Here is a 12,621-nt window from a genome sequence, read left to right as displayed (position 1 = left end):
ACAGCCCATCGGGGTACTTCCCCGGCCCTGGCATGTCCCTCATCCTCCCCGTGCCCGAGAGCCTCCATCACACCCGGAACGAAACAGCGCCCGGGACCCGCCCGGCTCTGGCCGTCGCTGCCATCAACGGCGACCACGCACACGCCGCGCAGCCGACAGCGCTGCTGGAAGGCCGCCGACCTCTCTTCGCCGCCGCCTCCGGTCTGGTCCCCCGGCGGCCCGCCGCCCAGCCGGGGGCCCGAAGGGCACCGGCCGCCGCCTTCCTGAACCGCGAAGGACCAGGCGGACGGCCAGCAGGGCCAGGGAACCACCCCGCTCGCCCCGTCGCTGCCCTCCGACCTCACGCCCAGGCGGCCCGACGCCCGGCCGGGGCCCGCGAGCGGGGTACCAGCTGTTCCCGTCGCCGCCCATCACGGCGACCAACCACACGCCCGGCGGACGACAGGGCTGCCCGAAGAGGTGAGGGCCTTTGTCGTCGCTGCTCTTCTCCCTGGCGCCCCGGCGGCCTGCCGTCCGGCCGGGGGCCGTATGCGGGGCACCGGCTCCGCTGCCTCCCGGACCGCGAGGGACCCGGAGCCCTGCAGGCAGGGCCGGGGAACCGCCCCGCTCTCGCCGTCGCCGCCCCTCCCCCACACATCGGCGGCCTGCCGCCCGGCCAAGGCCGTGAGCGGGGCACCAGCTGTGCCGCCGTCCGCGCTCGGTCCTGGGGAACGCTCACTCTGCGAGGTCGTCGGCGGAGAAGGTCAGGTACTTGACCTGCCCCCGGCCTCCGGGGACCCCCTCCTCGACGCCGTTGACCTCCACGTGGATGCCGCCCGCGTTGCCCACGTGGAACCGCAGCTCGTCGCGGTCGCTCCAGATGTGGGTCGTCCCCTTCTTCACGGCGCCGGCGAAGACCCTCCCTCCGTCCCCGTCGGTGACGCTCAGCCAGGTGCGGTGCAGCGCGTACACGCGGACCCTCACCTCTTCGGGGCGCTTCCCGTTCCGCACCGTGGTCGACATCGCCGGTTGCGCCTGCGTCACCGCTTCACGCCGCGACCGCTTCTCCGCCGTCGCCTCATTGCGCTCGGCCGCCCCGGCCTCGTCGGCGACGCCGCCGCTCCCCGAGGCCCGGTCGCCGCCCCCGTCCGGCCACGCCTGGATTCCGGCGATCACGGCGGCCGCCGCGAGGCACAGGGCCACCGCCACGGGCCAGTGCCTCCGTGCGCGGTCCGCGAGGACCGCGACCGCCGTCGGGGCCGCCGCGGACGCGGCCTCCCCGTCGTCTGAGCCCTCCGGCTCGGGGCCTGCGTCACGACCGGTGTCTCCGACCGCGCCGCCGACGGCCGCGCCATTGGCCGCAGTCCCGTCCGCGCCGCCGTTCGCACGCTCGTCCACGCCGCCGCTAGCCGCGCCGTCAGCAATAGCACCCGCCCCCGCGCCCACTCCGCCAGCGGTGCCCACAGCGCCCCAGCGACGCCGCCACGGCGCGTCGTCCATTTCCTCATCGAACTCGTCCTCAGGCGGGCCCGCAGGGGGACGCCGGACCGGGCGCTTCTCGCCCTTCACACGCCTCTCCGGGCGCGCACGCGGCCCACGCCCCTCACGGCGGCTCGCCGCACCAGGCCCGCCGCCGCCCACGGCGTCGGCGCCATTCGCCGCGTCCTTCACCCCGTCCTTCGCCGCCTCACGCGCCGCGTCCTTCGCCACGCCGCCTGCTGCCGCCGCGCCTTCGCCGTCGCCGTCCTTCCGGGCGGGGTCCGCCCCTGTCCCCGACGCCGCTCGCCCCTGGGAAGGCGCCTCGCCCTTCGGCGGCCCCCCGTCCTCCTGGTCGCCCTCGGAGGGCGACGGCCGGTCGGGGACGCCCCCTACCCCGGTGACGACGACGCCCTCATCGACGACGGGCGGCCGCGCGGCCGGGCCTCCATCCGGTTCACGCGGTCCGCCTCCTCCGGGACCACGGAAAGGGCGCAGCACTCCCCCCGGACGCCGACGGTCCCTGCTCTTGGCCTTGCCGTCCTTACCGTCCTTGCCGTCGCCGCCACGCCCTGCGCCCTGCGCCCTGCCCCGGTCTTCGCCGGTGCCGCCCCCGGCACCGGAGCGGTCCGGCGGGACGGGCGCGGCCCCCTCGCCGCCCATCAGGGGCGATGTCGGACCGGTCGCGTATTCGGCGTCGAAGCGCTCGATGAGCTCGGCGGGTTCGATCCCCAGCTCGCGGCAGACCGCCTTGATGTGCCCGCGCGCGTAGAAGTCCCCGCCGCACGGCCCGAAGTCATCGTTCTCGATGCCTTCGAGCACCGCTTCTCTGATGTAGGTGCGGGCGCTCAGTTCCTGGATCGAGTACCCGGCCCGGTCCCGGGCCGCAGCGAGGATCCGGCCGATCGTGCTCATGTCGCCGCCTCCGCCTGCTCCGCGTGATCATCCCATTCCACTGTGCAGTCATCACCGGTCGCAAGGCCACCGACACACACGATGAACGGGTTAAAAGTGAGTCAACGGCCCCGCGAGGGGCGGATCGGCACGGGCCGGACGAGGTGGGACGGCGTGGGACGCGACGGAACGCGGCGGTCCGCGGCTCCACGCGGCGGAGGCGGCGGGACCTTGCGGAACACGGCGCCCGGCGCCACCCGCCGCGGCGCCGTGAAAGCGGCTGCGCGGGCCCTCACGCGCCGCCGCGCAGCTCCGCCAGCGCCCCCGGCAGGTCGTCCGGCTTCAGCAGCACGTCCCTGGCCTTGGAGCCCTCGCTGGGCCCCACCACGCCGCGGCTCTCCATCAGGTCCATCAGCCGCCCGGCCTTGGCGAAGCCCACCCGGAGCTTGCGCTGCAGCATCGAGGTCGATCCGAACTGGGTGGTGACCACCAGCTCGATCGCCTGCACCAGCAGCTCCAGGTCCTCGCCGACCTCCTCGTCGATCTCCTTCTTCTTGGCCTCCGCCGCCCCCACGTCCTCGCGGTAGCTGGGCTCGGCCTGCTTCTTGCAGTGGTCGACGATCTGCCGGATCTCCTTCTCGGTGACCCAGGCGTTCTGCAGGCGGATGGGCTTGCCCGCGCCCATCGGCAGGAACAGCGCGTCGCCCTTGCCGACCAGCTTCTCGGCGCCGGGCTGGTCCAGGATGACCCGCGAGTCGGAGAGGCTGGAGGTGGCGAACGCCAGCCGGGAGGGCACGTTGGCCTTGATCAGACCGGTCACGACGTCGACGCTGGGCCGCTGGGTGGCCAGCACCAGGTGGATCCCGGCGGCGCGGGCGAGCTGGGTGATGCGCACGACCGCGTCCTCCACGTCGCGCGGGGCCACCATCATCAGGTCGGCCAGCTCGTCGACGATCACCAGCAGGTAGGGGTAGGGCTCGTATTCGCGCTCGCTGCCGGGCGGCGCGGTGAGCTGCCCCTTGCGCACGGCGGCGTTGAAGTCGTCGACGTGCCGGAACCCCGAGGCGGCCAGGTCGTCGTAGCGCCGGTCCATCTCGCCCACGACCCACTGCAGCGCGTCGGCGGCCTTCTTCGGGCTGGTGATGATCGGGGTGATCAGGTGCGGGATGCCCTCGTACATCGTCAGCTCGACCCGCTTGGGGTCGACGAGGATGAGCCGCACCTCGTCCGGGGTGGCCCGGGTCATGATCGAGGTGATGATGCCGTTGATGCAGGTCGACTTGCCCGCTCCGGTGGCGCCGGCGACCAGCACGTGCGGCATCTTGGCCAGGTTGGCCACCACGTTGGTGCCTTCGATGTCCTTGCCCAGGCCCACGAGCATGGGGTGGTCGTCGGAGGTGGCGGCCGCCGAGCGCATGACGTCGCCGAGGCTGACGATGTCCTTGTCGGTGTTGGGGATCTCCACCCCGATGGCGGACTTGCCGGGGATGGGCGACTGGATGCGCACTTCGGCGCTCTTGACCGCCAGCGAGATGTTCTTGGTGAGCGCGGTGACCTTCTCCACCTTCACCGCCGGGCCCAGCTCGATCTCGTAGCGGGTGACGGTGGGGCCCCGGGTGAAGCCGGTGACCTCGGCCGAGATGTTGAACTGCTCCAGCACCCCCGACAGCGCCTCCACGACCGCATCGTTGGCCTTGGTCCGGGGCTTGGGCGGGGTTCCGGGCTTGAGGTACTGCGGCGGCGGCAGCTCGTAGTCGCCGTCGATGACGCGGGACGGGATGGAGAGCTGCTCGGTGGCGGCGGGCGGCGGCGTCGGCTCGGGCGGCGGGGCGGCCTTGGGCCCGGCGCCCGCGGCGGCGGCCTCCGCCGTCTCCACCACGGGGGTGTCGTAGGGGCGCTCGTTCTCCCCGCCCAGCGGGTCCTCTCCGGCGTCCTTGCCGGTCCCCTCCCCGGCGGCCTTGGCGCGCGGCTTGCGCTTGCGCTTCGGGCGCTCCGCGCCGTCGCCGCCGCCGTCTCCCTCACCGAGGATGCCCAGTCCCGCGCTCGGGCCGTCGTCGGGCGCCATCAGGCCGCCGAACAGCCGGTTGAGGCGCTCGGGGATGCGGTGCACGGGGGTGGCGGTGACGACCAGCAGCCCGAAGACCATCAGCATGCACAGCAGGACGCCGGTCACCCACGGGGTGATCAGGGCGCTCAGCGGGCCGGACGCGGCGAAGCCGATGAGGCCGCCCGCGCGCTGCACGGCCTCCATGCCCTCGGAGGGCCAGGGGATGCCCTGGCCGATGTGGATCAGGCCGAGCAGCCCCCCCAGGAGGGCGGCGCTGCCGATGACCAGGCGGCCGACGTCGGTGTCGCCGTCGCCGGGGGTGCGCATGAGCCGCCAGGCGAACGGCAGGAACAGCAGCGGAAGCACCGGCGAGAAGGTGCCGAACGCGCCGACGACGACGGTGCGGGTGGCCTCGGGCAGTGGGCCCCCGGTGTCCCACCACACGGCGGCCGCGATGAGCAGTCCGGCGGCGAGCAGGACCATGCCCAGGCCGTCGCGGCGCAGGTCGGGGTCGAGGTCGCGGGCGCTGCGCCCGACGGCGCGGGCCACCCCGCCCACGGTGTGCGCGAGGCCCTTCCACAGGAGCAGGAGCAGCCGTGCGAGGCCGAGGAAGGCCATCGCGACCGGCCCCTGCTGGGAGGCCGCGCTCTTCTTGGCGGGGGCGCGCTTCCGGGAGCCGGAGGAGGACGACCCGCCGCGGGCGGGCGCCTTCCGCTTCGCGCTCCTGCCGGAGCCGCCGCTCCGGGACGCGCCACCGCCGTCTCGCCGGGAGGATTTGGGCGCACGGGTGGCCATGGTGCGCAGCTTACTAAGGAACACCGCGGCACATCGCGTCCGAAGCCGGGCGTGTCGCGGTGTTCCTTGTCGCCGTATTCCCCGGGATCCCCCTGGCGGCCCCCGGAAACCTGCGCGGTCCCCGGCGGCGGGCCGCCGGGCGGTCCCGGCTCACACCTCCACGATCACCGGCACGATCATCGGCCGACGGCGGTAGGTGTCGTTGACCCAGCGCCCGAGGCACCGGCGAACGAGCTGGCGGAGCTGGTGCGGGTCGGTGATGCCGTCCCCGGCGGCCCGGTCCAGCGCGTCCTGGATCTTGGGCAGCACCTCGTCGTAGGCCTCGACGTCGATGCCCGACCCGCGGGTGTGGATCTCCGGCTCGCCGAGGATCTTGCCACTGGTGGAGTCGACGGCGACCACCACCGAGATGAAGCCCTCCTCGCCGAGGATCCGGCGGTCCTTGAGCGCGGTCTCGGTGACGTCGCCGACGGAGGTGCCGTCGACGTAGACGTACCCGGCCTGCACCTTGCCGACGACGCGCACCCGCCCCTTGTGCAGGTCCACCGCCACACCGTCCTCGGCGATGACGACGTTCCTGTCGTCCATCCCGGTGCGCTTGGCGATGTCGGCATGCGCCCGCATGTGCCGCCACTCCCCGTGCACGGGAAGCAGATTGCGCGGCTTGACCATGTTGAGCACGTACATCAGCTCGCCCGCCGGGGCGTGCCCGGACACGTGGACCAGCGCGTTGCCCTTGTGCACGACCTTGGCCCCCCAGCGGGTCAGGCCGTTGATGACCCGGTTGACCGAGTTCTCGTTGCCGGGGATGAGCGAGGAGGCGAGCAGCACCGTGTCGCCCTCCTCGATGCGGATCTGGTGGTCCCGGTTGGCCATCCGGGTCAGCGCCGACATGGGCTCGCCCTGCGAGCCGGTGGAGACCAGCACCGCCTCCTCGGCGCGCAGGTCGTCCAGCTGCTTGACGTCGACCAGCAGGTCGCCGGGGACGTGCAGGTAGCCCAGGTCCCGGGCGATGTTCATGTTGCGGACCATGGAGCGCCCGACGAAGGCGACCTTGCGCCCGTGCGCCTTGGCGGCGTCCAGCACCTGCTGCACCCGGTGGATGTGGGAGGCGAAGCAGGCGACGATGATGCGCTGGTCGGCCTGGGCGAAGACCTTGTCGATGACCGGGCCGATGTCGGCCTCGCTGGTGACGAAGCCGGGCACCTCGGCGTTGGTGGAGTCCGACAGCAGCAGGTCCACGCCCTCGGCGCCGAACCGGGCGAACCCGGCCAGGTCGGTGAGGCGGCCGTCCAGCGGAAGCTGGTCCATCTTGAAGTCGCCGGTGTGCAGCAGGCTGCCGGCCGGCGTACGGATGCCGACCGCCAGGGCGTCGGGGATGGAGTGGTTGACCGAGAAGAACTCCAGGTCGAAGGGGCCGAACGCGTGCCGCTCGCCCTCGGCCACCTGCACCGTCTCCGGCTTGATCCGGTGCTCGCCCAGTTTCGCGGTGATCAGCGACAGCGTCAGGCGGGATCCGACCAGCGGGATATCGGGGCGCTCGCGCAACAGGAACGGGACGGCGCCGATGTGGTCCTCGTGGCCGTGCGTGAGCACGACGGCCTCGACGTCGTCCAGCCGGTCCCGGATGTACTCGAAGTCGGGCAGGATCAGGTCGACTCCGGGCTGCTCCTCCTCGGGGAAGAGCACGCCGCAGTCGACGATCAGCAGCCGTCCTCGGTACTCGAAGACCGTCATGTTGCGGCCGATCTCGCCGAGGCCGCCGAGGGCCACGACCCTCAGCGCGTCCTCGGCGAGGGGCGGCGGCGGCCCCAGTTCGGGGTGCGGGTGGCTCATGCGGATCCTTCCGTCAACCGTTCGACGCCCACGACGCTGGCGGGGACCGCCTGGTGCGGCGCCAGCCCGATCGGGCCCTTGACGCCGGCCGCCGCCAGGTCCTCGCGCAGCAGCGTCTGCAGCTCTCCCGAGGCGTCGGCGAGCGGGGTGCGCACCGGGCCGCCCGGCAGGCCGAACATGTTCAGCACCGCCTTGGTGGTGATGACCCCCTGGGTGCGGAAGATCCCGGTGTAGACGGGCGTGAGGCGCCGGTGGATGGCCAGAGCGCGGGCGACGTCGCCGCTCTCGTAGGCATCGATCATGTCGTGTAGGTCGGCACCCACGATGTGGCCGACGACGCTGACGAAACCGGAGGCGCCCACCGACAGCATCGGCAGGTTGAGCATGTCGGAGCCGCAGTAGTAGGCCAGCCCGGTGCGCTCCATCACCCACGAGGAGGCGCCGATGTCGTCCTTGGCGTCCTTGTTGGCGACGATGCGCGGGTGCTCGGCCAGCCGGACCAGGGTCTCGGAGGCGATGGGCGTGCCGGTGCGTCCCGGGATGTCGTAGAGCATCATCGGGAGCTCGGTGGCGTCGGCGATCGAGGTGAAGTGCCGGAGCAGCCCCTCCTGCGGGGGCTTGTTGTAGTACGGCGTGACCGTCAGCACGCCGTGGGCGCCGGCGCGCTCGGCGGCCCGGGCGAGTTCGGTGCTGTGCCGGGTGTCGTTGGTGCCGACCCCGGCGACGATGGTGGCGCGGTCCCCGACGGCGTCGAGGACGACGCGCAGCAGCCGGTCTTTCTCCTCATCGTTGGTGGTGGGAGACTCACCGGTGGTACCGCTGACGATCAGGCCGTCGTTGCGCTGCTCGTCCACCAGGTAGGTGGCGAGGCGGGCGGCGCCGTCGTAGTCGACGTCCCCGTTCTCCTGCATCGGGGTGACCATCGCGGTCAACATCTGGCCGAAGGGCGCGTTCGGCGGAGTGCTGGCTGCCATGTGCAAAACGTACCGCGATCGTGCCGGTCGTGAGGCCACGCCAGGCCCACGAAGTGGATTTTCCGGACCCGGACCCCCATTGCGGACCCCGGGTACACCCGGCGACAGAGGGCCGGTGAGTGACACACCCGATACCCGGATGCGGGCGTGCGGTTCCCTCATGGGCACAGCATGGCCTGTGCACTGCGGCTCGTCCTACGCTGGGTCCGTGGCCGAAGAGATCACCATTCCCACCACCACGCAGACCCAGCGGGCCCAGGAGTGCATGACCGCCATGAGGCGGGCGGTGCTGCGGGCACCGCTCGGCGAATCACGCGGGATTGACATCGGCGCGGAGATCGCCGAAGAGCGGGCGGAGGAACGCTGAAGATCCTCCGCCGCCGGGCGGCGGGCCCAGCGTGGACATGCCTTCCTGAAGCCCCCCAGAGAGGCGACAGCGAGCGACCGAGACCCATCCGATGCGGGATGAGTGTGTGGCGCACACCTCAACCCGGACGTGGCGCGCACGACCTTCACTCGAAGTCTGCATTTTTCTGTCTAGACAGACTAGACTGTCTCCAAGTCCGATCCTAGTTGGATGGAGGCAGCCATGCACTGGCAGGTACAGGACGCCAAGCAACGGTTCAGCGCCCTCTTGAGAACGGCCCAGGCAGAGGGGCCCCAGTTCGTGAGCAAGCACGGCCAGGACGTGGCCGTCGTGATCGACATCGAGGAGTACCGGCATCTCCAGGGGCGCAAGCCAGGTGTCAAGGAGCTCCTCCTCGACCCCACGGGTCGTGACGATGCGATCGCAGAGGCCATCGAAGAGGTCGTCGCCAAGCGAGGATACCCGCGCGAACTCGACTTCCCTCTTGAGGTCGACCTCCCCGACGAGAAGGAAGGATCCGGCCCTCGATGAGCTACATGCTCGACACGAGCGTGTTGGGGGAGAGCAGGAAGCGCCCACCCGACCCGAACGTCGAGGCCTGGTTCGCTTCGGTAGAAGAGGAGCAGCTCCTCACAAGCGTCGCGGTCCTCGGCGAGATCCGGAAAGGTCACCAGGGGCTGCTCCACAAGCGCGATTTCCCCCAAGCCCGGGAACTTGAGCGGTGGATCGCCGTCATGAAGTCGCGGTTCGGCCCTCGCCTCCTGCCCATCACAGCAGAGATCGGGGAAGCCTGGGGCAGGATGAGCGTGCCCGACCCCCTTCCGGAACCGGACGGGCTCATTGCGGCGACAGCACACGTCCACGGGCTGACCATCGTCACTCGGAACCTCAAGGACTTCGCACGGACAGGAGTCCCCTGCCTCAATCCCTTCGATCCCAATTGGGGAGACTGACCCCTTGACCCGCGCGTGACGCACACAACACACTTTCCGGCTGTCACCGGGCGATCCGCCCTCCTCTCGGACAGACGGGACATCCCCCTATGCGCAGGTTCGGCAACGCCCTCGCGGCGTTCAGCACGCGCTGGATCCCCGACGCCTTCGTGTTCGCCGTCGGGCTGTCGGTGCTGGTCTACCTCCTGGCCCTCGGGCTGACCGACCACGGGCCGCTGCAACTCGTCGACGACTGGTACGCCGGGTTCTGGGGCCTGCTGGAGTTCGCCATGCAGATGGCGCTCGTCCTGGTCACCGGCTACGCGCTGGCGTCCTCTCCCCCGGCGCGGCGTGCCATCCGCCGCATCGCCGCGCTGCCCCGCGGCCCGCTGTCGGCGTGCGCCCTGACCGCCGTGGGCGCGGCGCTGCTCGGCATGCTGCACTGGGGGCTCGGCCTGATCGCCGGGGCGATGCTCGCCGTCGAGGTCGCCCGCTCGTGCCGCGAACGCGGCATCAAGGCGCACTTCCCGCTGCTGGCCGCCTCCGGCTACACCGGCCTGATGGTGTGGCACAGCGGGCTGTCGGGTTCCTCCCCGCTGCTGGTGAACACCGAGGGCCACTTCCTCGAAGAGCAGATCGGCGTGCTCCCCCTCAGCGAGACCCTGCTCCAGCCCTTCAACCTGGTGTTCCTTGCGGCCATGCTGATCGGCGCCCCGCTGCTGCTGATGAGCATGCACCCCAAGCCGGAGGACGCCGAGGAGATCGAAGACGCCCCCGAGGGGGAGGGCGGGCCGGGCGGGGACGGCGGCGCCGTGCTCACCCAGGAGCAGCGCCGCACCCTCACACCGGCCCAGCGGCTCATGCACAGCCGCGTCCCGGTGCTCGTCATCGTCGCGGCCGGGCTGGTCTACGTCGTCCCCGAGCTCGTCCGCAGCGGCGTCGTCGGCCTGGACCTGAACCTGCTCAACTTCACGTTCCTCATCGCGGGGCTCGGCCTGCACGGCACCCTCGCCGGGTACGCCTCGGCCGCCGCCGAAGGCGCCAAGAACGCCTCGTCGGTGATCGTCCAGTTCCCCTTCTACGCCGGGATCATGGGCATCATGGAGCACTCGGGGCTGCTGGAGCAGATCGCGACCTGGTTCGTGTCGTTCTCCACCCCGTTGACCTACCCCTTCTGGGCGCTGATCAGCGCGTGCCTGGTGAACCTGGCGGTGCCCTCGGGCGGCGGCCAGTGGGCGGTGCAGGGGCCGATCGTGATCAGCGCGACCGAGTCCCTCGGCCTCGACCCCGGCGTGGGGGTGATGGCGGTGGCCATGGGCGACCAGCTCACCAACGGCATCCAGCCGTTCTGGGCGCTGCCGCTGCTGGCCCTGACCCGGCTGCGGGCGGGCAAGGTGCTCGGGTACAGCGGGGTGGTGATGCTCTTCGCCATCGTGGTGGCCTCGGTGTGCATCACCTTCCTGCGCTGACCGCCCCCGGATCCGGAACGGCCGGACCGGTGCGGCGCCCGCAGGGCGGTCGGCCCCTCCCGCTAGCATCGCCCCATGTCGATCGCCGCAATGACCGCCGTGCTGCTCATCGCAGCGCTCCATGCCCTCATCCTGGCCATGGAGATGTTCCTGTGGACGACCCCGAGGGTGCGCGCCGTCTTCGGCACGACACCGGAGCTCGCGGACGCGACCCGGGTGATGGCGGGCAACCAGGGGCTGTACAACGGCTTCCTCGCCGCCGGACTCGTGTGGGGCGCGGTCGCGCCCGATCCCGTCGGTTTCCAGGCCTCGGTCTTCTTCCTGGTGTGCGTGGCGGTGGCCGGGCTGTACGGCGCCGCCACGGCCAACCGCAGGATCGTGCTGGTCCAGACGGTCCCGGCGCTGGTCGCGCTGGCGCTGGTGTGGGCCGCGCACTGAGCACGGGCGTCGTCCCGGGCGCGGGCGCCCGGCCGGACCGGAACGCACCGGGGGGAGGCCGTACGGCCTCCCCCCGGTGCGTTCCGGTCCGTTCCCGAGCAGGACCTCAGTCGTCGTCGCCGTCGGGGAGCACGAGGCTCAGCAGCCAGCTGACCACCGCGATGACGACGCCGCCCAGCACCGCCGACCACAGGCCGTCGATGTGGAAGTCGAACCCGAACAGGCCCGCCGCCCACGCGGTGAGCATGAGCAGCAGCGCGTTCACGACCAGCGCCACCAGGCCCAGCGTCAGCACGTAGAAGGCGCACCCGACGGTCTTCACGATCGGCTTGATCACGGCGTTGACCACGCCGAAGATGATCGCGATGACCGTGTAGGTGACGATCTGCTCCGCGGTGGGCGCCCCCGGGGCGATCTCGATGCCGGTGATCAGATACGCCGCTGCCGCCAGGGCCAGGGCGTTCACGAGGATGCGGATGATGATGCTCACGACCCGATCGTCCCACGCACACGCGCCGCGTCGTACCCGCCCGGCGCGGGTCCCGGGAAAACTCCGGGTCCCCTGACCCGCACGTCGGGGCCGGGACGGGCGGCGTGCTCCCGGCACACCGCCCCGGGAACGCACCGCACCGGGGGCCCGCGCCCGGTCCGGCATCGGACCCGTAGAGCGCCGTTCGCCGCCCGGGGCCCGCGACTGCGAGGATGGGCACATGACCCCCCAGCACGACCCGTCCTCCCGCGCGCAGGGGGACTCGTCCCAGCGCTTCGTCCGCGCCGCCCGCACCGAGGACGTCGACGACATCGTCCGCATCCAGGTGGCGGCCTGGCGCGCCGCCTACGGGCCGCGCCTGCCCGCCGAGGTCCTGGCCGAGATGACCGGTGAGGAGGCCGGGCGCCGGTTCCACGAGCAGTGGACCGCCGCCATCGGCAACCCGCCCACGTCGCGGCACCGGCTGCTGGTCGCCACCGACACCGAGGAGCCCGTCGGCGGCGCGCAGGGTCCCGGCCGGGTGCGCAGGATCACCGTCGGCTTCGCCGCCCTCGGGCCGGGGCAGGACCCCGACCTGTGGCCCGCCACCGACGCCGAGCTGTACGCGCTGCACGTGGACCCGGCCCACGCGGGCACCGGGCACGGCAGCCGCCTGCTCAACGCCGCGGTGGACCACCTCGTCGACGACGGGTTCCGCACCGTCCACCTGTGGGTGGCCGAAGAGGGCGACCCGCTGCGCGCCTTCGTGGAGCGGTCCGGCTGGCGCCCGGACGGGGCCCACCGCGAGGTCGACGCCGGGGGCCTGCTGCCCATGGTGCGGCTGCACGCGGCGATCGCCGCCGACGCGCCCCCGTCGGCGCCGCCAGCCTGAACCGGGGTCTTCCGGTCTCCACGGCTCGCGGGGAGTTCCGAGCGGCCGTGGCG

General features: G+C 72.2%; 11 protein-coding genes. 6 read left to right on the top strand and 5 right to left on the bottom strand.

The genetic code is table 11. The features are described 5' to 3' along the window. Positions 1-714: 714 nt before the first annotated feature. The 4 genes from D476_RS0103890 to dapA form a co-directional block, all read right to left on the bottom strand. Complete coding sequence (locus tag D476_RS0103890) at positions 715-2,370, bottom strand: helix-turn-helix domain-containing protein (protein ID WP_017622669.1); 1,656 nt, start codon at positions 2,368-2,370, stop codon at positions 715-717. A 271-nt stretch (positions 2,371-2,641) separates the two neighbouring features. Further along, complete coding sequence (locus tag D476_RS0103885; protein WP_026123210.1) at positions 2,642-5,191, bottom strand: DNA translocase FtsK; 2,550 nt, start codon at positions 5,189-5,191, stop codon at positions 2,642-2,644. A 150-nt stretch (positions 5,192-5,341) separates the two neighbouring features. Next, positions 5,342-7,027: a ribonuclease J gene (locus tag D476_RS0103880; protein ID WP_017622667.1), complete on the bottom strand. Its 1,686-nt coding sequence runs from the start codon at positions 7,025-7,027 to the stop codon at positions 5,342-5,344. After that, positions 7,024-8,001, bottom strand: a complete 978-nt coding sequence (gene dapA, locus D476_RS0103875) for a 4-hydroxy-tetrahydrodipicolinate synthase (protein ID WP_083939404.1) — start codon at positions 7,999-8,001, stop codon at positions 7,024-7,026. Before dapA ends, D476_RS0103880 begins: the two co-directional genes overlap by 4 nt. 208 nt (positions 8,002-8,209) lie before the next feature. Here dapA and D476_RS38170 point away from each other — a divergent pair, with 208 nt between their 5' ends. The 5 genes from D476_RS38170 to D476_RS0103850 all read left to right on the top strand — a co-directional run bounded on the left by D476_RS38170 (position 8,210) and on the right by D476_RS0103850 (position 11,207). Then, positions 8,210-8,368: a hypothetical protein gene (locus D476_RS38170; protein ID WP_192826350.1), complete on the top strand. Its 159-nt coding sequence runs from the start codon at positions 8,210-8,212 to the stop codon at positions 8,366-8,368. A 210-nt stretch (positions 8,369-8,578) separates the two neighbouring features. After that, entirely contained in the window at positions 8,579-8,899 is a 321-nt protein-coding gene (locus D476_RS0103865) for a type II toxin-antitoxin system Phd/YefM family antitoxin (protein WP_239648589.1), read from the top strand. Then, positions 8,896-9,321: a type II toxin-antitoxin system VapC family toxin gene (locus D476_RS0103860; protein WP_017622663.1), complete on the top strand. Its 426-nt coding sequence runs from the start codon at positions 8,896-8,898 to the stop codon at positions 9,319-9,321. The genes D476_RS0103865 and D476_RS0103860 overlap by 4 nt, the downstream gene beginning before the upstream one ends. A gap of 89 nt (positions 9,322-9,410) precedes the next feature. Next, entirely contained in the window at positions 9,411-10,769 is a 1,359-nt protein-coding gene (locus D476_RS0103855) for a short-chain fatty acid transporter (protein WP_017622662.1), read from the top strand. Between the two features lie 75 nt (positions 10,770-10,844). After that, on the top strand, positions 10,845-11,207 hold the full coding sequence (locus tag D476_RS0103850) for a DUF1304 domain-containing protein (RefSeq protein WP_026123209.1): 363 nt from the start codon (positions 10,845-10,847) through the stop codon (positions 11,205-11,207). Positions 11,208-11,313: 106 nt separating this feature from the next. On the opposite strand, the gene D476_RS0103845 is transcribed toward D476_RS0103850, so the two are convergent. Continuing rightward, positions 11,314-11,697 carry a phage holin family protein gene (locus tag D476_RS0103845; RefSeq protein ID WP_017622660.1) on the bottom strand — a complete coding sequence of 128 codons (384 nt, stop codon included), beginning with the start codon at positions 11,695-11,697 and terminating at the stop codon, positions 11,314-11,316. 220 nt (positions 11,698-11,917) lie between these two features. On the opposite strand from D476_RS0103845, the gene D476_RS0103840 reads away from it, so the two are divergent. Then, the gene (locus D476_RS0103840; protein ID WP_017622659.1) at positions 11,918-12,568 is read left to right on the top strand and encodes a GNAT family N-acetyltransferase; all 651 of its coding nucleotides are present in this window, start codon (positions 11,918-11,920) and stop codon (positions 12,566-12,568) included. Positions 12,569-12,621 lie beyond the last annotated feature (53 nt).

Origin of the sequence: Nocardiopsis chromatogenes YIM 90109 (genome assembly GCF_000341185.1) — a bacterium.
Classification (GTDB): Bacteria; Actinomycetota; Actinomycetes; order Streptosporangiales; family Streptosporangiaceae; genus Nocardiopsis_A; species Nocardiopsis_A chromatogenes.
Note: the sequence above shows the minus strand (reverse complement) of the source record. Positions and strands in the feature narration are given on the sequence as shown.